Origin of the sequence: Brachyspira hampsonii 30446, assembly GCF_000316195.1 — a bacterium.
Lineage (GTDB): Bacteria > Spirochaetota > Brachyspiria > Brachyspirales > Brachyspiraceae > Brachyspira > Brachyspira hampsonii_C.
The window spans coordinates 1724661-1747883 of the sequence record NZ_JH994111.1 but is presented as its reverse complement, the minus strand read 5'-3'; the positions used below and the strand labels follow the sequence as shown (position 1 = coordinate 1747883).

At 26.5% G+C, this 23223-nt stretch carries 25 protein-coding genes; 9 read left to right on the top strand and 16 right to left on the bottom strand.

What is annotated here, in order from left to right; genetic code table 11:
- Positions 1-18: 18 nt before the first annotated feature.
- The 3 genes from A966_RS12305 to A966_RS12295 are packed head-to-tail and all read right to left on the bottom strand — an operon-like array spanning position 19 to position 3530.
- Positions 19-2394: a glycoside hydrolase family 3 C-terminal domain-containing protein gene (locus tag A966_RS12305; RefSeq protein ID WP_008726125.1), complete on the bottom strand. Its 2376-nt coding sequence runs from the start codon at positions 2392-2394 to the stop codon at positions 19-21.
- A gap of 60 nt (positions 2395-2454) precedes the next feature.
- Entirely contained in the window at positions 2455-2976 is a 522-nt protein-coding gene (locus A966_RS12300; protein ID WP_008726123.1) for a GNAT family N-acetyltransferase, read from the bottom strand.
- Positions 2967-3530 (bottom strand): GNAT family N-acetyltransferase, encoded by a 564-nt coding sequence (locus tag A966_RS12295; RefSeq protein ID WP_008726120.1) that lies wholly within the window; start codon positions 3528-3530, stop codon positions 2967-2969. The genes A966_RS12300 and A966_RS12295 overlap by 10 nt, the downstream gene beginning before the upstream one ends.
- Before the next feature lie 380 nt (positions 3531-3910).
- Here A966_RS12295 and A966_RS12290 point away from each other — a divergent pair, with 380 nt between their 5' ends.
- Positions 3911-4171 (top strand): PTS transporter subunit EIIB, encoded by a 261-nt coding sequence (locus A966_RS12290; protein ID WP_008726117.1) that lies wholly within the window; start codon positions 3911-3913, stop codon positions 4169-4171.
- Positions 4172-4409: 238 nt separating this feature from the next.
- Here A966_RS12290 and A966_RS13870 read toward each other — a convergent pair whose 3' ends face one another.
- On the bottom strand, positions 4410-4550 hold the full coding sequence (locus A966_RS13870) for a helicase-related protein (protein WP_008726114.1): 141 nt from the start codon (positions 4548-4550) through the stop codon (positions 4410-4412).
- Positions 4551-4785: 235 nt separating this feature from the next.
- Here A966_RS13870 and A966_RS13310 point away from each other — a divergent pair, with 235 nt between their 5' ends.
- The 6 genes from A966_RS13310 (at position 4786) to A966_RS12260 (ending at position 10179) form a co-directional block, all read left to right on the top strand.
- On the top strand, positions 4786-5949 hold the full coding sequence (locus tag A966_RS13310) for a restriction endonuclease subunit S (RefSeq protein WP_008726111.1): 1164 nt from the start codon (positions 4786-4788) through the stop codon (positions 5947-5949).
- A 194-nt stretch (positions 5950-6143) separates the two neighbouring features.
- Positions 6144-6959: a 3-deoxy-8-phosphooctulonate synthase gene (gene kdsA / locus A966_RS12280; RefSeq protein ID WP_008726109.1), complete on the top strand. Its 816-nt coding sequence runs from the start codon at positions 6144-6146 to the stop codon at positions 6957-6959.
- A gap of 5 nt (positions 6960-6964) precedes the next feature.
- Positions 6965-7645, top strand: coding sequence for a cytidylyltransferase domain-containing protein (locus A966_RS12275; RefSeq protein WP_008726106.1), 681 nt, complete (start codon positions 6965-6967; stop codon positions 7643-7645).
- The gene (locus tag A966_RS12270; RefSeq protein ID WP_008726104.1) at positions 7635-8018 is read left to right on the top strand and encodes a GIY-YIG nuclease family protein; all 384 of its coding nucleotides are present in this window, start codon (positions 7635-7637) and stop codon (positions 8016-8018) included. The genes A966_RS12275 and A966_RS12270 overlap by 11 nt, the downstream gene beginning before the upstream one ends.
- Positions 8019-8421: 403 nt before the next feature.
- A complete protein-coding gene (locus A966_RS12265; RefSeq protein WP_008726102.1) occupies positions 8422-9219 on the top strand; it encodes a transketolase in 798 nt (265 codons plus the stop codon).
- 42 nt (positions 9220-9261) lie between these two features.
- Entirely contained in the window at positions 9262-10179 is a 918-nt protein-coding gene (locus A966_RS12260) for a transketolase family protein (protein ID WP_008726100.1), read from the top strand.
- A gap of 66 nt (positions 10180-10245) precedes the next feature.
- Here the strand turns inward: A966_RS12260 and A966_RS12255 are convergent, their stop codons facing one another.
- From A966_RS12255 to A966_RS12245, 3 genes are all read right to left on the bottom strand, one after another.
- Positions 10246-10425, bottom strand: a complete 180-nt coding sequence (locus tag A966_RS12255) for a (2Fe-2S)-binding protein (protein ID WP_008726097.1) — start codon at positions 10423-10425, stop codon at positions 10246-10248.
- Between the two features lie 20 nt (positions 10426-10445).
- Positions 10446-10664 (bottom strand): (2Fe-2S)-binding protein, encoded by a 219-nt coding sequence (locus A966_RS12250; protein ID WP_008726095.1) that lies wholly within the window; start codon positions 10662-10664, stop codon positions 10446-10448.
- A gap of 79 nt (positions 10665-10743) precedes the next feature.
- Positions 10744-11274: an HdeD family acid-resistance protein gene (locus A966_RS12245; protein WP_008726093.1), complete on the bottom strand. Its 531-nt coding sequence runs from the start codon at positions 11272-11274 to the stop codon at positions 10744-10746.
- A gap of 130 nt (positions 11275-11404) precedes the next feature.
- Between A966_RS12245 and rsmH the strand changes: the two genes are divergently transcribed.
- Both rsmH and A966_RS12235 read left to right on the top strand, forming a co-directional pair.
- Positions 11405-12307: a 16S rRNA (cytosine(1402)-N(4))-methyltransferase RsmH gene (gene rsmH / locus A966_RS12240; protein ID WP_008726091.1), complete on the top strand. Its 903-nt coding sequence runs from the start codon at positions 11405-11407 to the stop codon at positions 12305-12307.
- A gap of 16 nt (positions 12308-12323) precedes the next feature.
- Entirely contained in the window at positions 12324-12659 is a 336-nt protein-coding gene (locus tag A966_RS12235; protein WP_008726088.1) for a septum formation initiator, read from the top strand.
- Here A966_RS12235 and hprK read toward each other — a convergent pair.
- From hprK to A966_RS12190, 9 genes are all read right to left on the bottom strand, one after another.
- A complete protein-coding gene (gene hprK / locus A966_RS12230) occupies positions 12653-13618 on the bottom strand; it encodes an HPr(Ser) kinase/phosphatase (protein WP_008726085.1) in 966 nt (321 codons plus the stop codon). The genes A966_RS12235 and hprK overlap by 7 nt on opposite strands.
- Positions 13618-14082 carry a PTS sugar transporter subunit IIA gene (locus A966_RS12225; protein ID WP_008726082.1) on the bottom strand — a complete coding sequence of 155 codons (465 nt, stop codon included), beginning with the start codon at positions 14080-14082 and terminating at the stop codon, positions 13618-13620. Before A966_RS12225 ends, hprK begins: the two co-directional genes overlap by 1 nt.
- Before the next feature lie 30 nt (positions 14083-14112).
- Positions 14113-14889 (bottom strand): ribosome hibernation-promoting factor, HPF/YfiA family, encoded by a 777-nt coding sequence (gene hpf, locus A966_RS12220; protein WP_008726079.1) that lies wholly within the window; start codon positions 14887-14889, stop codon positions 14113-14115.
- Between the two features lie 16 nt (positions 14890-14905).
- Positions 14906-16222, bottom strand: coding sequence for an RNA polymerase factor sigma-54 (gene rpoN, locus A966_RS12215; RefSeq protein WP_008726077.1), 1317 nt, complete (start codon positions 16220-16222; stop codon positions 14906-14908).
- Positions 16215-19505, bottom strand: coding sequence for a DUF4132 domain-containing protein (locus tag A966_RS12210; RefSeq protein ID WP_008726075.1), 3291 nt, complete (start codon positions 19503-19505; stop codon positions 16215-16217). Before A966_RS12210 ends, rpoN begins: the two co-directional genes overlap by 8 nt.
- 74 nt (positions 19506-19579) lie before the next feature.
- Entirely contained in the window at positions 19580-20416 is an 837-nt protein-coding gene (locus A966_RS12205; RefSeq protein WP_008726072.1) for a hypothetical protein, read from the bottom strand.
- A 67-nt stretch (positions 20417-20483) separates the two neighbouring features.
- The gene (locus A966_RS12200; protein ID WP_039955778.1) at positions 20484-21251 is read right to left on the bottom strand and encodes an ankyrin repeat domain-containing protein; all 768 of its coding nucleotides are present in this window, start codon (positions 21249-21251) and stop codon (positions 20484-20486) included.
- Positions 21252-21701: 450 nt separating this feature from the next.
- Positions 21702-22733, bottom strand: a complete 1032-nt coding sequence (locus tag A966_RS12195; RefSeq protein WP_256093388.1) for a tetratricopeptide repeat protein — start codon at positions 22731-22733, stop codon at positions 21702-21704.
- Positions 22734-22888: 155 nt separating this feature from the next.
- Positions 22889-23176, bottom strand: coding sequence for a hypothetical protein (locus A966_RS12190; RefSeq protein WP_008726066.1), 288 nt, complete (start codon positions 23174-23176; stop codon positions 22889-22891).
- Positions 23177-23223: the final 47 nt, after the last annotated feature.

The window sequence follows — 23223 nt, the reverse complement described above, 5'->3', positions numbered from 1 at the left end:
CTGCCGCTTTTTTATTGATTATTTATTTAAAGTATTTATTAAATTTTCAACATCGTTTCTTGTAATGATTCCAGCACTCATAGTAGGAAGTGAGCGAAGAGGAGTTTCAAGTATCATACTTTCAAACATCTTTTTAGTATCTGTTTTATCATCTTTAAATATATCATTAAGTCCTGATAAGAGTTTATTATAAAAATCTTTTGCTATATCTTCATCGAGCAAATCTTTCAAATTATTATTAAGATGATAAGGTTTAGAGGCTTTAATATTTATAGGTTTTAATTTTCTTCCTAAAAGCTGCTGAAATTCCTTATCTGAAATATTTATTTCTTTAAAGTTGAAATAGCTTTCAATTCTTTTCTGATAATAATTAATGGAGTTTATTTCCATACTTTTACTTAATAATAAATTTCTTGATGAATTGCCTACATATATAGTATATATTCCGCTTTCTATTTCATATTGTTTTGTATCTTCATTATAGAAAGAGAAACTTCTTTTGTTTAATTTTAATATGATAGTTTTAGTTTCACCCGCTTCTAAAAATACTTTTATAAAGGCTTTTAATTCTTTTTGTGCTTTAAATACATTGTTTTCAGGGGCAGAAATATAAATCTGAGCAACCTCGCATCCGAATACATCGCCTGTATTTTTTATATCAAAAACCAAATGTATATTATCAAGTCCTGCAATAGTGTTGGCATCTGAAACAATTAAATTCGAGAATTCAAAAGTTGTGTATGATAATCCAAACCCGAATGGAAATAAAACATCCTTCTGTGCTTTATCATAATATCTGTAACCTACGAATATTGATTCTCTGTATTCAACAGCTTTATTGCCTCCAGGAAAATATTTATAGCTTGGATTATCTTCCAAACTTAAAGGAAAACTTTCAGCTAATTTACCACTAGGATTAACTATACCAAATATTATATTGAAAGCGGCACTTACAGCAGCTTCTCCTGCTAAATATAAATTAAGCACTCCTTTTACTTTATCAATCCAAGGCATTAAAACAGGTGCACCAATAGAAAGTACAACAACTATATTTTTATTTACTTTTGAAATTTCTTCTATCAAATGATTATGATTTTCCGGTAGATTTAGATGTTTTCTGTCAAAGCCTTCAGATTCATAAGAGTTGATAAGTCCTGCGAATATTATAACAATATCTTTATCTTTTGATATATTTACGGCTTCTTCTATTAAAGTATTATCTATATTAGGTGAGCTTGAATCATATCCTTTAGCATAATTGAATTCTATATTGTTTTCTTTGAAATATTCTTCTGCAGTGTCTAGTTTATAAGGATTTATAAGAGAACTTCCATTACCTTGATATCTAGGCTTTTGAGCGAATTCTCCTATTACAGCAATTTTACTCTCTTTTTTGGCAGGCAGTATTTTGTCCTCATTTTTTAATAATACTATAGAGCTTTCTGCAATTTTTCTAGCTATATTATGATGTTCTTCTCTATCATAATCAAAATTATCATAAATATTATCCATAGAATATAGAGAGAAATATAAAAGTCTTTCTACAGCTTTATCTAATGTTTTTTCATCTATAATAGTTTCTCTAACAGCATTATAAACTTTCTTATCATCTTCGCCATTAGTTGAAGGCATTTGTAAATCAAGTCCAGCCTTTAGAGCTTCAACTCTGTCATTTACAGCCCCCCAATCAGAAATAACAATTCCATCAAATCCCCATTCATTTCTAAGTATATCTGTAAGCAAATATTTATTTTCTGATGCGAATGTTCCATTAACACTATTATAAGAACACATAACAGTAGAAGGCTTAGCCTCTTTTATAGCTATTTCAAAGGCATATAAATATATTTCTCTTAAAGCCCTTTCATCAACAACACTGTCTATTATCAGTCTTAAAGTTTCCTGATTATTAGCAGCAAAATGTTTAATGCTTGCTTGTATTCCATTATCTTCTAAACCGTTTATCCAACCTGATGCCATTTTTCCGGCTAGATATGGGTCTTCTGAAAAATATTCAAAATTTCTTCCGCAAAGGGGAGATCTTTTAATATTTACTCCCGGTCCTAATACCACTGAAACTTTATTTGCTTTTGCTTCTCTTGATATAGCTTCACCCATTTCATACATTATATTAGGATCGAATGAGCAGGCAGAGCAGCAGGCGGTAGGAAAGCAGGTTGATAAAAGAGATTTTTGCAAACTTAATTCTCCTGATTCTGTGCTTTGTTTTCTAACTCCATGAGGTCCGTCGGTTAAGTATACGGAATCTATTTTTAATCTGCTTATTTCTTTTGTAGACCAAAAATCTTTACCGCTTAAAAGAGATGTCTTTTCTTCTAAAGTCATTTCTTTTATTAATTCTTTTATTTTTTGCGAGTATTTATTATCATTCATAATTCAATACCTCAAAATGTGATTATTATATCTATATGATAGTATAAATATTTTAGTAAATCAATATAAATTGTATATATTCTTATGAAGTAGATTAACTATTTTTTTATATTCGTAACTTGTGAGTTCATTTGATGACATTAATCTGAAATCTATAAATAAAACTTCTCCATTGTCAAGAAAATAAGGGTATGGATATGTATCATTATATAAATAAAAACCTAGAGATCTATACCAATTTACTCTTCTATATGCTAAATCATTAGTATTTTCAGGTACAACCTCCACTATTATATTGCTATACATTTTCATTAATTCTTTTAATGCATAAGAGCCGTAGCCTAAAGATCTATATTTTTTTTCTATTGCAAAATATTCTATATATAAAAATTCTTCTAATATCCAGCATAAACAAACGCCGATATGAATATCATCTTTTTTAATTTCATAAAGATTTTTTTTGAATTTTTGATTATTTAATGACTCTTTTAAACTCCAATTTTCCCGTACATTAAAAGAGTCTCTTATAATTTCTTCGCTATAATTTGAATAGTTAATACTTTCAATTAGTTTTATTTCCATTTATCTAATTCATCTAATCTAGGTTTGTATACTTTATTATATATTATTTTTATTATATTGTCATGTTCATTTTTGTCTTGCAATTTTCTGCTTGTCATTATTTTCATTTTCATGCTTGATATTTCTTGATTTTCATCTATGCAAGGCATATCATAATTATAATCTGCAAGTATAAGTCCGAATCTTTTATACCATTCTATACGCTTTTTGGCTGTTTCATTTAAATCATAAGGTTCTACTTCTATAACTATTAATTTGCTTTTGAGCATATCTAGTATTTTAGTAAGCACTTGAGAACCGTATTTTTTTCCTCTTAAATTTTTATCTATAGCTAAATATTCTCCGTAATTGAAATCTTCCAAATCCCAAAGCATAGTTAAGCCTATAGGAATATCATCATCTAATATAGAATAAAATTTATAATTATGATTATCTTTATTTTCCAAAGTCATATCAAAATTCCATCTTTCTTCAGGAGGAAAAGAATATTCATATAATTGTTTGTAAAAATCTCTGTTCTGTAAATTTTCTTTCATTTCAATTAATTTAATCATAATTAAAACTCCGATATTAGATTTAGTCCGATTATATACTATTTTGTTGATTAAGTAAATATATTATACTTGTTTTAAAACTAAATTTATGACTTTTTAATTAATATTTTTAAATTATAGTTGCGGCTTTTATACGAAGCACAATTCGTACTTAGTAACAGTCAACTTTTTTGCTTTCGCATGGGTACAAACTAAGTCTACATTTTGTGCAGGCAGGTGTAGATAGGTAAAGAACTGCATTTTTATATACTAAAATAATAGTTAATAAATTACTAAATTTTATACATAATCTTGTAAAGTACTTTTAAAACTAGTCTATTGTAAATATATAAAAAATATATATAATTACTAAAAGATATTAAAGTATAAAGAGGTTTTTTATGGAATTAGATTATAAAAAAATAGCAGAGGATATAATATCAGAAGTAGGTAAGGATAATATAGAATTAGTTAGCTATTGTGCTACGAGATTGAGATTAATTGTTAAAAACAGGGAACAAATTAAAGATGCTGAGATTGAAAAAATAGAAGGTGTGGTAGGTGTTTTTTACAATTCAGGACAATATCAAATAGTTCTATCTAAATATAATGTTATAGCTGTTTATGATGAAATGGCAGCATTGGGAATAAGAACTCTATAATATATTATTTTTTATTAGCTAAACTTTTAATTATTAAATTCTAATTCTTCAAATGAATATTTATATAATAATTCATGATAATATCCTTTTTATCTTAAAAATAATTATCTTTTATGATTAAAATATTATTCTTTTGTATCTGTGTTTATTATTGAAAAGAAGAACTCTTCCAAATCTTTTAGCTTCCTCTTATCTTTAACCAAAAGTTCCTAAAATTTGTATTAAAAACATTATCATCTTACAAATTAACAGATAAATTGGCAACTTTACTTACTATAAGTATTTTTATTTCTCCGGTTTTAAATTTTTTGTATATTATATATCTTTCACTTTGAGGAGTTTTTCCTGTAATTATATTATATTCTGTTAGCCTTTTCATATCATTTAATTGACAGAAATACTGACCTATTATAATAATATTTTTAATTTGTAATAATCAGAAATTGATTTACTCTATAGTATATATTACAATTTATCAAAGAATTAAAATATTAAATCAATGAAATCACAATATATACAGCTTCATGACATTTTGAAACAAGTTTATTATTTTTTATCACTTGAATAAATTATCATATTGTTTATACTTTTTATAGTTGTCGAGGTTTTTTATTATGAGCAGTAACAAATTACAATTACCGATAGGCTGGAAGGAATGCAAATTGAGTAATATATGTTCTATAATAGGGGACGGATTGCATGGAACACCAAAATATAATGATGATGGTGAATATTATTTCATAAATGGAAATAATTTAATTAATGGAAAAATAGTTTTAAAAAATGATTCAAAAAAAGTAGATGAAGCTGAATATAATAAATATAAAAAAATATTAAATGATACTACAATATTTTTATCTATTAATGGTACAATAGGAAGTACAGCATTATATAATGATGAAAAAGTAGTATTAGGAAAAAGCGTATGTTATTTGAATATAAATTCAAATAATGATAGAAAATTTTTTAAATATTTATTAGACGGTACAAAATTTCAAAATTATATACATAGCTATTCTACAGGTACAACTATAAAAAATGTATCTTTAAAATTAATAAGAGAATATAATTGTGTTATACCTCCTTTGGAAGAGCAAAAAAGAATATCAGAAATTTTGTCTTTATGTGATGATGTGATAGAGAATTTTAATAACTTAATAGAGAAAAAAGATCAGTATAAGAAAGGCGTGATGCAGAGAGTGTTAAGTGGCAAAGTTAGATTTAACGGATTTACTGACGAGTGGAAAGAAATAAAAATATCTGATTTAGTTGAAAAAAATATTATTTTTATAGAAAAAGGAAAAAATATAAATAAAAATAAAATATTATCCGGAGATATTCCTGTTATAGCAGGAGGTAAAATTCCAGCATATTATCATAGCGAGTATACACATGATTTTCCTTGCATAACTATCAGTGCATCAGGAGCTTATTCTGGTTATGTTTGGCTTCATAATGATAAAATCTGGGCTTCTGACTGCAATGTTTTATATACTGAAAATAAAAAATATAATATCAAATTTTTATTTTATTATTTAAGTTATATACAAGAATTAATATATTATATGCAGACGGGAGGAGCACAGCCTCATATATATGCTAAGGATATAATTACTTTAAAAGTACCATGTATAAGTATTAAAGAACAGGAAAAAATTTCAGGTTTTCTTTCAGTTATAGATGATGAAATTGAGAATCTTAAAAAGCAGTTAGAGTTGAGAAAGGAGCAGAAGAAAGGTATTATGCAAATGCTTTTAACAGGTGAGATAAGGATTTAAAATTTTATATATAATTGTATAATAAAAATTACTAAGACTTATTCATATATTGTTATAATATTCTATATACAACTAGCTGTAATATTAAGAAATACTGTAGCGAATGCATCATATAATCATTAATAATCAGATTGACTTTAAGTTTTAATATAGTATCATATAAACATAATTTTTGTATTTTAAAAGGATATAATATGATTTTTGATTATAAAGGTATTACTAATAAAAATAAAGATTTAATATTTGTTGCCGGTCCTTGTGTGATAGAAAGCGAAGAAATGACAATGACTATAGCAAAAAAATTAAAAGAAATAAAAGATAAATTAAATATACAATTAGTTTTTAAAGGAAGTTTCGATAAGGCAAACAGAACATCTCTTTCATCTTTCAGAGGTCTTGGAATGAAAGAGGGACTTCAAATACTTCAGAATGTAGCTAAAGAGTTTAATTTTCTCACTTTAACAGATATACATGTACCTACTGATGCTGAAGAAGCTGCTAAGTATGTTGATTTTTTACAGATACCAGCTTTTTTATGCAGGCAAACTGATATGCTTAGAGCAGCATGCGAAACAGGAAAAGCAGTTAATGTTAAAAAAGGACAATTTATAAGCGGTTATGACTGTAAATATATAGCTGATAAATGTACTGATGCTATCAATGAAAACAGATTATTTTTATGTGAAAGAGGCACTATGTTTGGGTATGGTAATTTGATAGTTGATATGAAGAACTTAGAGATAATGAAAAATTATGCTCCTGTTATGTATGATGCTACCCATTCTCTTCAAATGCCTTCTGCTAATAATGGACAGTCAGGAGGTGCTAGGGAGTTTATACCTGCTATATTGAAATCTGCTGTTGCTTTGGGAATAGATGCCGTATTTATGGAGGTGCATCCTAATCCTGATAAAAGTCCTTCAGATTCAGGCACTATATTTGATTTGAGTAAGGTTGAAGAGTTATGGGCTCAGATTATAAAGATTAATGATTTGGTTAAGAGTTTGTGAAAAATATGAAAAAAATAGTTATTATACTAGCTTCAAGATTGGGTTCTACAAGACTTCCTAAAAAAGCATTAAAACCTATTGCTAATTGCGATAGTATGCTTGAGCTTATTATTAAAAGATTAAGAAGTTCTAAAAGAGCTGATGATGTGGTTGTTGCTACTGAAGAAAAATCTTATGAGGCTTTTAAAAATATATTTGATAAATTGAAATGCAGTTATTTTATAGGAAGCGAAGAAGATGTGCTTAACAGATATAGAAAAGCTGCTGAAGAGTTTAATGCTGATATAGTTGTTCGTGCTACAGGTGATAATCCTTTGGTTAGCATTAAAGCATTGGATATGATTATAGATTATCATATAGAAAAGAATGCTGATTTGAGTCATTATGATTTACTTCCTTACGGCAGCGGTGTGGAAGTTATAAATTATGAGGCATTAAAAATAGCTGATGATGATTCTAAAGACAAATTTGAACATGAACATATTACACAGTATCATTACAGAAATCCGGATAAATTTAAAATAGAAAATCCTAAAGTTAAAGAAGAATTTGCTATGCCGGAGCTTAGAACTACAGTTGACACTATAGAAGATTATAACAATGTATGTAAGATTTTTGAAAAATATAATAATGACATATATATAGATGTTGATACTATAATAAGTGATATAAGAAATGGAATATGATAAAAGCTATTATGTTTATATAATACTTTGTGAAAATAATTCATACTATACAGGCATTACTAATAATCTTGTAAATAGATTCAATAAGCATTCAAAGGGTAGGGGTGCTAATTATACAAAATTTCGTAAGCCATTAAAATATTTATCAGCTTGGAAAACGGATAGTGTTAATATAGCTTTAAGTATTGAACATTATATAAAGAGTGTGGATAAAAAACTAAAAACTATATTTATAGAGAATAATAGGCTTCTTAAAAGTTATTATATAAAAGAAATGAAATATAAAAAGAAAGATTTTAACAGTAATATAAGTATTAGAAGTGTCAGTAAAAAAGATATAGAGTATATAAATAATATGTTTAATAATGAATAATTAATAAAAAAGTATATTAGACTTGTTTCAAAACTAAATTTATAAATTTTTAATTTAATATTTTTAAATTATAGTTGGGGCTTTGCTACGAAGTACACAGTCGTGCCACGCTCTGCGTACCGACGAAGTCCGCCTCGCGAAGCGTGCCGACGAAGTCCGCCTTTGGTGTCGGCAGGTGTCGGCAGGTGTCGGCAGGCAAAGCCCGCCTACAGCGAAAGACTGCATGTTTATATACTAAAATGCATAAATTATGCAACATGTAAAACATTATATTTATAATTTTAAATTAAATAATTTTTATAATTAATATTGTCAAGTACTTTCTAAACAAGTCTATTATTTGACAATAATATTTTTGCATTGTATCATTAAGAAAAATAATATTAAATAAGGAATTATTATTATGTCTTCTTTAAATACTCAGATAAGAAAAGATATAGTAAGTATGGTTTATAATGCCAATTCAGGACATATAGGCGGTTCTTTATCATTGGTAGAAATAATGCATACACTATATTTTAAGATTATGAATATAGATCCTAAGAATCCAAAAATGGACGGTAGGGATATATTTATTATGTCTAAAGGACATGCTTCTGCTGTACTTTATTCTGTATTGGCACATAGAGGTTTTTTTCCAACCGATGAGCTTTTAACTTACAGGAAATTAGGATCAAGACTTCAGGGACATCCTTCTAAAAAGAATTTAGATTGTATTGAGGCTTCTACAGGTTCTTTGGGTCAGGGTGTTTGTATAGCTTTAGGTGCTGCTTTAGGCTATAAACTAGATAAAAAAGATGCCAGAGTGTTTGTTGTAGCCGGAGACGGAGAAGCTCAGGAAGGTACTTTTTGGGAATCTGCTATGGCTGCTGCTAATTATAAATTGGATAATTATACTCTTATAATAGACAATAATGGATTGCAGATAGATGGTAAAAATGATGATGTTATGAGTTTGGGTGATTTAGAAGCTAAAATGAAAGCATTTGGTTTTGAAACTTATGTTGTTGACGGACATAATGAAAAAGAACTTGAGGAAGTGTTTAATAAAAAAGTATCAGGAAAGCCTAAATGTGTGATTGCCAAAACAGTTAAGGGTAAGGGAGTTTCTTTTATGGAAAATGCTGTAGGATGGCATGGAAAAGCTCCTAATAAAGAAGAATATGAAAAGGCTATGGAAGAGTTAAATAAACTTGATTAATGAAAATTTTTGTTTAAGTATAAAATTTAAGGAATAATTACTATGGAAAAAAAGGCAATAAGAAATGCTTATGGAGAGGCTTTAAAGCGTCTAGGTGAAATAAATAAAAATGTTGTAGTTTTAGATGCAGATTTATCCGGATCTACTATGACTAAACTTTTTAAATCTGCTTTCCCTGATAGATTTTTTAATATGGGAATAGCTGAACAAAATATGATGGGAGCAGCTGCAGGATTTGCCATTGAAGGTAAAATACCTTTTGCTTCTACTTTTGCTATGTTCGGTGCGGGAAGAGCTTTTGAAATTATTAGAAATTCTATTTGCTATCCTAAATTAAATGTTAAAGTGGCCGTTACTCATGCTGGTATATCTGTAGGCGAAGATGGTGCTAGTCATCAAAGTATTGAAGATATATCTTTAATGCGTTCTATACCAAATATGACAGTAATTGTACCTTGCGATGCAGTTGAAGCAGAAAAAGCTGTATTTGCTGCTGCTGAATATGATGGTCCATGCTATTTAAGAATGGCAAGACCTGCTACTGGTATAATAACAAATCAGGATACTCCATTTAAAATAGGAAAAGCTAATGTACTTAGAGAAGGTAAAGATGTATGTATATTTGCCTGCGGAATATTGGTTCCTGAAGCTCTAGAAGCTGCTCAAATGGCTGAGAAAGACGGAATATCTGTGACAGTTGTAGATATTCATACTATAAAACCAATAGACAGAGAAATTATTGTAGAAATGGCTAAAAAGCATAAGAAACTTATTAGTGCTGAAGAGCATTCTATAATAGGAGGACTTGGTTCTGCTATATCCGAAGTTTTGACAGATGAATATCCTGCTAAACTTATAAGAGTTGGTATGAAAGATGTTTTCGGAGAATCAGGAACAGTTGAAGAGCTTATTAATAAATATGGTCTTAATGCAAAGGCTATTTATGATATTATTAAATAATTAATGAATTAATGATGATAAAAAAGGAGTGTATTTTTTGATACCCTCCTTTTTTATGTTACATAATTACTTTAAATTGAACTTAAACATTTCTTTTAGTTTATTTCGGCATCCTCCGCATTCTGTTCCCGCTTTAGTATGTTTTACAAGTTCTTTTAATGTTTTTATGTTATGTTCTTTTTCTAAATACTTTATCTCTTCAATAGAAAGCTCTTTACATTTACATATAAAATCATTATTCAGCAATTTATATATCTCCTATTTTATTATTTGTCTTCTACACTTTGTATATTTCCTGTTTTTTTATATTCTTCTAATAAATCTTTTATATCTCCTCGGCAGCTCCAACAGGTAATGCCCGCCTTTGTATGATGCATAACCTCTTCTAATGTTGTATAATTATTTTCTTTAATTGCATCGATTACTTCTTTATATTTTATATTTTTACAAAAGCATATAGTGCTGTTCAAATTCTTTTCAAACATAAATTTCTCCCAAATTAATAATTGAATTCATTTTAACAATATTAGTAAATAAAATCAATACATATTGACCTGTATAATTTTATATTTTAAAGAATTTACCGAAAGCAAACCATAATTGCAATGTTATTATACCATATAATATTAAAGATAATCCGATTATAAAACTAACATAAACAGCACCAAGTAAAGGATTTAAAGTTAAAATAATTCCGGCAATCAAAGTAAGTATTCCGCTTAATATTGAAAGTCCCCATTGATTATATCCTAAATTTTTAAGCTCAATAGAAGAAGATATAGCAACAACCCCTCTTACTATTACAAAGAAAGCAACCATATAAGGTATAAATGCACCGCTTATTTGTAAATTAGAAATAATTATAATACCGCATATTGCTGATATTATACCATCTAGAAGAATTAAACTTGAACCTGATTTATGCTTTAAACTAAAGAAATAGAATATAGCACTTATTCCAGAGAATATTGTTAAAAATCCTATTGTATAAGCCAATATTAAAACAGTTTCTATTGGATTAAATAATGTCGCTATACCTGATATTATCAATAGAATACCAAAAATTAACCATAAAGCTCTTCCCAATTTTCCCATACAAAACTCCTTTATTAATAGATATTAATTTATATATGATAATAAAATCTGTAAAAAAAGCAATATAAAAAATTATACTTGTTTTTTTATTAAAATTATTTTAATACTAATTGTTCCGATAATGTTTATAATGGATAATAATATTGAACTAGATATAGTGCATACACCTGTTATGCTTAAAGAAGTGCTTAGCTTCATACCAGATAATGCCGAAATAGCCGTTGATGCCACATTAGGTGAGGGCGGACATACTAAGGCAATGCTTGATTTGAATCTTGAAGTTCATAGTTTTGAAAGGGATTCAGCCATTCTTGAAATAGCTAAAAAAAGACTTAAAAATTATGATAAGTTTCATTATTATAATAATACTTATGATAAGATGATGGAAGAGTTAGATGATAGTATAATTGGTAATGTTGATTTTATGCTTTATGATTTAGGGGTGTCTTTATTTCATTTTAAGAAAGCTGAGAGAGGTTTTTCTTTTAAAGATAATGTAAGACTTGATATGAGGCTAGGACTCAATGATAAAAGTGCTTATGATATTATAAACGGATATAGTGAAGAAGAATTGGAGAGAATATTTAGAGATTACGGAGAAATTAGTAATGCTAAGAAAATGGCGAATATTATAGTACGGGAGAGAAATAGAAGAAAAATAGAAACTTCAAGAGAATTAGAAAATATCATATTTCATAATACAGATAAATCACAAAGATACGGAAAAATTCATCCGGCAACTTTAGTTTTTCAGGCTATAAGAATAGAAGTTAATGATGAGCTTAATATACTTGAAAAATCAATATTGAATATACCTTCTATACTCAAAAAAAATGGTGTGGTTGTAGTTATGAGTTATCATTCTTTAGAAGATAGAATAATAAAAAGATTTTTTAAAGAAAATGAGAAGACTAAGAATAAAGACGGTATATTTAAACTTCTAAATAATAAAGTTAAACTTCCGACAAATGAAGAGATAAAATCTAATCCTGCAAGCAGAAGTGCTAAGATGAGAATAGCTCAAAAGGTATAATTTTGGAGATAAATATATGAATGAAAAGAAGCAAAATATAGATAAAAAAGAAAAGAAAACATATTCTATAGGATCTCTTTTTATAGTTATAATATTATTCGTAATAGTAATGAGTATTTTTACATTTGCAAGAAATGTTAAAGCTAATGAAATACTTGCAGAATTATCAAAACTAGATAATGAAATAGAGCGTTTAGAAAAAGAGGTTAAGGTGCTTAGTGCTGAGGAAGCAGAATATTCATCTCCTAATAGATTTATAGAAACAGCTATAATAAATGGATTTACATCTGTAAGCGGTGATAATAATGATATACTTTATTTAAAAATAGAAGATGAAAATAATAATCAATAATTATTTACGGTATCTGCTTTTTTCTTTTCTATTTGGGCTATTAATGCTTTGTCTAATTCTTTAGCACTGTTATATCCCATCTGTTTTAATCTATAATTTTTAGCAGCGGTTTCTATCAGTATGCATACATTTCTTCCGGAACGAACAGGTATTTTTTGATAAGGGACTTCGGTATTTAATATATTATAAGTTTTGTCAAATAATCCCATTCTGTCATATTGTTCATCATCTTTCCAATGTTCAAGTTCTATAATTAAATCAAGCCTTTTTTTATCTCTAATGGCACTCATACCTGAAAGCCTGCTTATATCAACTACACCGATTCCTCTAACTTCCATATTATGCTTTATGTATTCATTCTTTCTTCCTATTATTCTGCCGTCTTTCAATTTTTTAAATTCAACTATATCATCAGATATAAGCCTATGTCCTTTTGATATAAGCTCTAAAGTAGCTTCGCTTTTTCCTACGCCACTTTTACCTAAAATTAAAACTCCAACACCAAAGACCTCTACTAATCCTCCATGTATAGTGAAAGATTCAAGGAATTCTTCCTCTATTAGGGCTTCTATTCCTCTAATCATATCAGATGTTTTTAATTCGCTTATTATTACGCAGATATTATTTTTTTTAGCTATTTCCAAAAATGATTCAGGCGGATTTATATTGTAAGTGAATATGCATATAGGTATTTGATAACTAAGCATTTCTTCAAATACATCTATTTTATTTTCTTCATCTAAAGTTAGAATATAATTAGCTTCGCCTTTTCCTAGTATTTGTATTCTTTGGTATGCAAAATCTTTGAAATATTTAAATAATGCCATACCTGGCCTGTTTATATCATAGCCTAATATTTCATTTTCCATTCCTATAAGACCTGTTAAGCGTCTTATTTTCAGAGCATTGTTTTTAGATTCATTAAGTTCAAGGAATTTAGATACTGTTATTTTAGGCATTATATTTTCATTTCCTCTTTAGCGATAAGTTCCATAATCTCTTCAGGTTTTTCAACATTGATAAGTTTTTCCAAGAAATGAGGATTATCTCTTAGTATTTTAGCTATTGCTGTAAGCACTTTTAAATTTTCACTAGCTGAAGTTTTTGGGGCTAGAAGCATAAAAACTGCAAATACTTTTTTCTTATCTACAGATTTATAATTGATTCCATTTTTTATAGTTGCTACACTAAGTACAATATTTTCTACAGCATCAGTTTTGGCATGTGGTATCGCTATACCGTTTCCTACACCTGTACTCATTAATTGTTCTCTAGCCATAATAGCATGTTCAGCATCATTCTTATTGATAAGTAATTTGCATTCATCTAGTCGCTCAACCATTTTAGAGAGAAGACGCTCTTTATCCGTTTCCTGAACATCTATCATTATAGAATCTTTATTGATATAATCTATTAAACTCATTATTATTCCCTCCAAAATGGTAATTATAAATTAAATATCAAATATTCTTATTAGAACAAATGAATTATCAGATTCTTTATACAAAGCCTCTGCCTGTTCTGTTATGCTGCTGATATAAACAACAAATTTTTTATCAGTGTTTTCTGTAAGATAATTTACAGCTTCACTTACATTATATTCTTTTATCAAATAATTTTCACTTTTGCTTGCATCTATGTGATTATCAGGAGTTACACTAACTTCATCTATATTCCAATATTCTTCATTATTGTTATATATTTCAAGCACTTTATCATCGTTGCCTTTAAATAAGAACACAGGAAATTTTCCTATTTTTATACTGAATAAATCTTCTCCTTGTTTAATAGGTAAATAAGCCATATAAGGTTTTTTATCGCTATTAAAGTGCAATACAGCATCCAACTCATCTAAAGGCTTTTCGTATATTCCAACAGAATTGATAGAATAAGAGTTGTCATCTTCTTCTGTCTGAACCGATTTATCTACAACAGCTCTTTGACTTTTGTCTATATTTCTTTCTTTAGATTTTCTTATTTCTCTTTCTATCTTTTGAAACATAGTATCTATTGCTACATACAAATCTTTTTCTTTTTCTTTATCATGAAATACTTTTTTACCAAAAGCTATAGTTCCCTGTACAGTATATTCACCATGCATATAGTCGCAAATAATATTGGCATCTATTATTCTGTCTGCATGTATTTTGATATTTTGCATCTTATTCGCTATATGTTCTCTAACATTTTTAGTAATTCTAACATTCTTTCCAATAATATTTTGATGCATAAAGTCTCCTTTTGTTTTATCTGTTTCTTGATGAAAAAATATTCATACTTTTTCTATATTTAGCTACGGTTCTTCTTGAAATGTCAATACCTTCACTTTTGAGTATCAGTCTGACTTTTTCATCACTTAATTTTGCCTGAGAGTTTTCTATAATTCTTTTTATAATTTCTTTAACGCCCCTAGAACCAAGCCCGCCGCCTACAGCTCTAGAGAAAAAATATTTTATAGAAAATGTACCCCAAACAGTGTTAAGATACTTGCCATTAGCTATTCTGCTTATGGTGGATTCGCTTAAACTCACCTCCAAAGACATATCTTTTAAAGTTAATGGCTTCATAAACTCTTTTCCATACTCAAAGAAATTTATCTGAAATTTAAGCAAAGCTTCGCCTATTTTTAATAAAGTTTTTTTCCTATCATTAGAGGCATTTATAAGGCTTTCAGCTTCTTTCTTTTTTTCTTTTAAAAAGTTTATGCTATCTTTACTTTCTTCTCTATCTAATAGTTTAATATATTTTTTACTAATTTTCAAGTGGGGTATAAAAGTTTCGTCTGTTTTTACAATCCAACGCTCATTTTCTTTAAATATAAATAATTCCGGCACTATATATTTAACAGCCGATGTATCATATTCTCTGGCAGGGTAGGGCTCTAATGTCTGTATTAATTTTAAAGCCTTTAATACTGTATTAACATCTATATTTAAATTCAAAGCTATTTTTTCATAATTCTTTTTTGATAACTCATCTAAATAATTTTCTACAATCTTTATTGCAGTATCATATATAGATTTATCATCAGCTTCCTTCTGCTTCATTTTTAATTGTATAGAAAGACATTCATTGATATTTTTTGCCCCAACACCGTAAGGATCAAATGTTTTTATTATGGAAATTATTTTTTCTATTTGTTTTATGTCGGCATTTAATATATTGGAAATCTCTCCGCTTTCAATAGTTAAATATCCGTCTTCATTTATAAAACTGCATATTTGTTCTGCAAGCTCTATTTCTTTTTTATCGTTAAAAGTAATATCTATTTGACTTTTTAAATGAGAAAATAGGCTTTCTTTTGAATTTTCTACCGTATTTTCTATTATAGAATTAATATCATTTTCTGATGCTCTTGATGAAGATTTTGAATAATTATCATTAAAGTCATACTCTAAAAATGGATTTTCTTCCATTGCTTTTTCTATCTTTTCTTTAAGCTCTATTGCAGGCAGCGATATAACATCAAGCCATACTCTAGTTTGATAATTAAGTCTTAAATCATTTTTGATTGCAGTTCTTGTTTTTATATAAGTATTTGCTGATAGAGAATTATTAATCATAAAAACCTAAAGATAAATAATAAATCATTGTGCTAATAAATCTTCTTTCTATATCAAAAGGAGAAATTATCTTACCAAATTTATTATATTTTTCTAATTCATAAAATTTGATACTGTCAATCAATACATCTTCATCATATATACTGCAGTCTATTTCGCATATTATTTTGAGAACATTATCTGCCATATAGTAAGATACATATTCATTATAATATTCTATTTTTATATTTAATTCCTTAGATAATTTGTCCATATATTCTAATGATAGTTTTTGACCTTTAAAAGAGATTATAGAATTATTTTCTACATCACTTTCTTCTAATATATATCTTTTTATTTTAATCTGTTCTACAGGCTGCTCTATCTCATATAATTCTAATTGATAATGCCAAGTTTTGTAAGTATCTTCATCTGAATCAATAGGATGATATAAAGTTATATAGCATTTAATTTGCTGAGGAAGTTCATATAAGTCTTCATCTATAGAAATTAAAGAACCATCTTCCATATATCTGAAGCAGTCTATCAAATTTCCGTCTTCATCGTAAACACCCCATACAAATGCAAGAGTGAAATATTGCATTACAGGATTTTCTACAAATACTTCAAAAAAAGTTTCATAATCCCATTTTCTAGCATTAAACATTACTTTTTTTAATTTTTCTTTTTGATATGTTATAATAGCTTCAAGTGAATTCCTTATATTAGCTAAATCTTTTTTTGCCTCTTCTACATTTGTTTTGTCATCTCCTTCCATAGGTTCTGGAAGTTCTTTTATTATTTTATGATTTTCATTATCTATTATTTCTAAATAAGAATCACTTAATAGCTGAAGCGTAAATTTTTGCTTACCGTAACTTATTACTTTATTTCTTTCCACATTGAAACCTAAATTAGGTATAACTTTATCGAATAAATTATCAATAGGTATATTCAAACACTCAGATGCCTTTTCAAAAGATGATATGGCAGCATTTCTTAATACCTTATTTTTAGACATGTATATGATATTATTTATTATCATTAATGCAAACTTTTCGCCGTTCATAGCTATTGCAGGTATTATATATGCAGCTAAAGATGATTTGAAATTATCATGCCAATATTCTATTCTGTCGTATAAACTTGCTATTTGATTATAGTCTGCATAAATACAGTATGGTATTATAATATTTTTTTTATTTTCATCGCATCCGTTATCAGACCAATATTTATATATTTTTTCAAATGTACTTCTTACAGAATCCATATCAAATAAATCTATCATTCTATCTATATCTTTTATTCTATAAGGCTCATCAAGAAGCATATATTCAAGCAATATATATTTCATAACTTTTACAGGTATTTTTATACTTTTATCGCTTCTAAGAAGTACATCGGATATTAAATTCTCATCTACAAAATCTATTAAATTCTCATAATCATCATCATAATAATCATCTATATATTGATTTATATCTTCAAGAGTTTTGAATTTAAATCCTTTTCTATTGCAATTCCATTTTTTTATTATTTTTTTTAATTCAAACTGAATATCTTTTCTATAGGCATGTATACTGCTTTCAATATAGGCTCTTGAATTGTATTCATCTTTTTCTATTAAACTTAAAGCACATTTGATAATTTCTTTATTTTTTAAATGCAGTACATAGCAAATAGCAGAATAATTTGTGAAACCTGCTTTATCTTTTTTATATAGAAGTTCTAAAAAATCTATTAGAGCATAACTTTTATATGAGGCTGCTTTTAAAAATGTTTTATCATGAAACATTTCTACTGTATAATCAGCATTTTTAGTAACCAGCTTTAATATATATTTTGTGCTGAAAATATAAATAGGGTAGGTGTATAGATATGTTATTATTAAGTCTTTTAAGTCTAAATCATATCCCTGTAAGTAATCTAATATCTCTTTTAATTTAATATTATAGAATTCTTTTCTGTCTTTAATCATTAAAGGTATAGCTAAATTATATGGTAATGATTTTAATAAAGCACGAACAACTTTTCTCGCCTTTTCATTATAGTCATACATAAGAACTATTATTTTTGTTGTAAAGATTAATTCTTTGCTTATATTAACAGATAAATCATATTTGTTTATAGCTTTATTTTCTAATAATTCAAATATATTATCAGATTTTATATCGTATATTTTTTCTAATTCTTTTTTTATGTTTTCTATAAAATAATCTATATTATTGTCAAGTACAGAAATATCCGCCTTATCATCTTTGGCATTCAAAAGTACACAGTTTAATACTGCTTTTATTTCTATAATATATGGTATTTCAACTTTTTTTAATATGTTATATAGTTTATAAAATGATTCTTTATCTTTGCTGTATAGAGTTTTTATTGCTTCAAATACTTTACTTGAATTTATTGATAAATTTGTGTCTAAATATTTTATAAGAAATATAAAGTATTGCGGTATATTAAAATCTGAAAGATCATGTATGAATTCATCAAAACTTTTATTTGCAAATTTTTCACTGAAATTCTTTCTTGTTAAAAAAAACAATTTAATCATATATGCCAAATTTATAAATAAATCATTATTTTCATTAAGCATATTATTTTCTATTAACTCTATAAATCTCTTTGATATACTATTATCTATATTCAATATAATAAAAAGAGAAAGTATAGAATCTAAATAATTTACTTTTTTTGAATATTCTAATATAATAGGTATTTTACTATAATCACCTAAATATATCTTTATAGTTAAAGCCATCAAAGCTATTAATATATCATCTTCATATTCTTTTATGATGTCATCTATATTTGATGAGCATATATTTTCTATGTATTGCTCTGTTTCTTTTGGGAAATATTTTAAAGCATAATAATAGTATATAAGTATATTAATTTTAGCATTCATTATTTCATTTGATATAGGATTTATACTATATGAATATTTTTTATAATCTCTGTTCCAATAATTAATTTTTTTCATAGATATGCATTTAAGAAATGCTTCTTTTATATTCATACCGGATATCATATTGATGACAAGTATTTCAAAAATATATATATTTTCTATTTTTTGTGTGGATATAATTTTGAATAATCTGATTAAACTATCGTTTTGCTTATCATTGATATATAGATCCAATAAATTTGAATATATTCTGTGATTATTAGAAATGTCCAATTTTATTTCTTCGGTATTAAAGTTTATACTATCATTTTCATTATTGACATATTTTTTTATATCATCTTTATACGGATGATTTTTAAAAATATCATCTATGTAATTTTCTATAATACTCATAAGAAATAATCCCCAAAATATAATAGATACTATATCATGTTTTCAAAAAAAATGAATAATAAAAGTGTAATAAATTAGTTTATTATAAATACAACTTTACAATTTTTTATTGCATTTTTTAGATTAGGGCTGCTCATAATGATACTTGCATCTTCATTACCTATAACTAAATCACTTGAAAGTCTGCCTCTAGCTCTCCAAGCTACAATATTATAAGGTTTTTTTCCTAGTGTATTTGTAATATTTTGATTTGTAAGAAAAGAATTTGTTGAATATGTAATATATCCATTTGTAGATGCTATAGATTTATTTATATATGCTAAACTATATATTTCATTACCATCTTCATCGTATACTGTAGGAAATAATGAAGGGACGAAACCTATATTTCTTGCATCTATAACAAGACTGTCATAATCTGTACCGGCATCAAAATATGTTACTATAGGTTCTGGTTTGTACATATTTATATTATTTATTAAATCTGACATAAGATTATTTGTTATGATATCCAATGCCATAAGCACTTTAACACTTGTTCTTGTAGGATATGATATACCTACTAATCTTGCATTATTTATGGAATTTACTACTTTTTCTTTTAAAAATCTATTTTCTTCTATTATGCTGTATATATTATCTTCACTGTCTATAGGAATATTTCCCAATGTATCGTATAGTGTTTTCATAGTTTCTTCTTCAGCCTGCTGCTGTAATATTAATAATGCTTCAGGGTGTAGACGGGTATCTGTAACAAAATCGGCTGTTGCATCTGCATATATAGTATATGTAGTATAATCAACTCTTCCTTCTCCTATATTAACTAATATATTATTATTAGTTAAAGATAGATATTGAGGGAAAAGAAGCATATTTATAGTAATAAATAGTAAAATAACCTTGATATTCATATAAACTCCAATATACTGTAAATATTCTCGGTTTATAAAAAAAATACTTAAAGGTATTTTTTATAAGTTATCTTCTTTTTTCTAACTTTTGCAGATAGTTTGATACATTTATATAGCCATTGTATTTCATAACTTCATAAGGCTTTAATCCTATTGAGTTAACATCAGTGTAATTCATGTCATTATAAATGAGATATCTTGCCGTATCTATTTTTGTAGCATAAAACATGGCATTCTGACCCCAATCATCTTTTTCATTAATATCAACTTTTAAATCCTCTACTAAATACTTTATTAATAAAAGATGTTCATTTTCAACAGCATACATAAGAATAGTTTTTCCTAATATATCTCTTTTATTAATATCAGCACCGTTTTTTATTAGAAGCTTTACTGAATATAAATCACCATACTCGCAGGCATAATGAAGTGCTGTCTTACCGTTATTGTCAGCAATATTTATATCAGCATTATTATTTATAAGTAGATTCATTATATATGGATAATGTGAAGAAAGTATTAAAGCATTTTCTCCATTAGCATTTGTTATAGATATATCAGCATTTTTATCTACTAGATAATCAGCTAAATCATAGTATCCTATAGATACTGCTTCCATAAGTAAAGTGTTGCCGTTTTTATTTACAGCATTAATATCTCCATTATTATCCAAATATTTATTTATTCTTTCTATAATATCAGATAATTGATTTTGATGATTTATATAATCAAATATAGTGGGCTTTTTTGGAATATTGGAATATTCTATATTTTCATAAGCTTCATAAGTTTCATAATCTGCCGCATCTATTATATTATCAAATGAATTAGGCATAAGACATTTGCATGTTATTAACATTAAAATAAAATATTTCTTCAATAGCAAACTCCTATTTTATTATAAAATGCTTCATTTTTATTTAATTTAAAACTTATTCAATAAAGTAATTTACAATAAGTTTATACTATATACATCTTATAACAATATGAAATTATTATATGTTTTTGCTAAAATTTTTTTTGTTTTATTCCATAATAAACTTACTTTTAATAAAATTGTAATATATTTATTTATAATTTTTTATGTATTATTTTTTGTTTTACATTTAATATAATATATAATAATACCTGAATTATATACAAACATTTCGTATTTAATAAAGCGTATCAGAGTTTATTAAGTATATGGGTTCTAACCATATGCGGGCTGTTTTGCTACATATTTAAAAATACATTATACATTTTTAACAAACTATGGTTGTTTATGTTTATTTTAATTAAACAATTATTTATTAAGCAATTCAAGTCCTTCTTCTGCTTTACTATCATCAGGTTTTAATTCCAATGATTTCATATAAGCTTCTCTGGCATTTACTTTATCATTAATAATTCTATATGCATCTCCTAAAACTCTGTAATATGTACTAATTTGAGAATTTAATTCTACAGCTTTTTTTAAGCTCTCTATGGCTTTATTATATTCTTTATTTTCTAAATATGCACTTCCTAATTCATACCAATAACTTTCTTTATTTGGATTTAAATTAATCGCCTTATTAAGACTTTCTACAGCTTTATTATATTCTTTATTTTCTAAATATGCATTTCCTAACCAATACCAATAACTTTCATTATTAGGATTTAAATTAACCGCCTTATTAAGACTCTCTACAACTTTATTATAATTTTGATTGTATAGATATGCCATTCCTAACCAATACCAGTAATTTTCTTTATTTGGATTTAAATTAACCGCCTTATTAAAACTTTCTATAGCTTTATTATAATCTTTATTATATAAATATGACAATCCTAACCAATACCAGTTATATTCATCGTTAGGATTTAAATTAACCGCCTTATTAAGACTTTCTATAGCTTCATTATAATACTTATTTTCTAAATATGCTCTTCCCAACCAATACCAGTAACTTTCCTCATTAGGATTTAAATTAACTGCCTTATTAAAACTTTCTATAGCTTTATTATAATCTTTATTGTTATAATATGCTCCTCCTAACCAATACCAGTTATATTCATCGTTAGGATTTAAATTAACCGCCTTATTAAGACTTTCTATAGCTTTATTATAATCTTTATTATATAAATATGACAATCCTAACCAATACCAGTTATATTCATCGTTAGGATTTAAATTAACCGCCTTATTAAGACTTTCTGTAGCTTTATTATAATCCTCATCACTATAATATGCTCTTCCTAACCAATACCAGCTATATTCACTATTTGGTTTCAGATTTGCAGCATTTTTTAAATTTTCAATAGCAGAATCGTATTCTTTTTCTTCATAATTTATAAAACCTCTGTAAAAATATCTTAAATAATAGGCATCGTTAAAATATTCAGAATTCGGATATGAAGTGATTACTATTTCTATATATTTTATAGCATCATATATATTGCTAGATATATATGAAAGTTCTATATAATAGAACGGTATGTATTTATCATTTATTTTTTTTCATAAATTAACTTTGTTAGTAATTGATACGCCTCTTTTTCTTTTTTATCTTTAATATATGAATTAAGTCTTTCTATTTCTATTCTATTATTTATAATTTCAAGTCCCTTATCTATTGCCATTTCTAAACCCTTTTCCACTGCTTCTTCAAATAGTTTTTTAAAAAATATTTCTCCATAATTAGGTTCTGTTTCGTTTGTATTTGATTCATATTGATAAGCAAATACAATGGTAAAAGAATTTATTAATATCATTATAAATAAAATAGTTTTTTTCATAATTAATACAATAATAGATAATAGATAATAGATATATGTAATTTTTA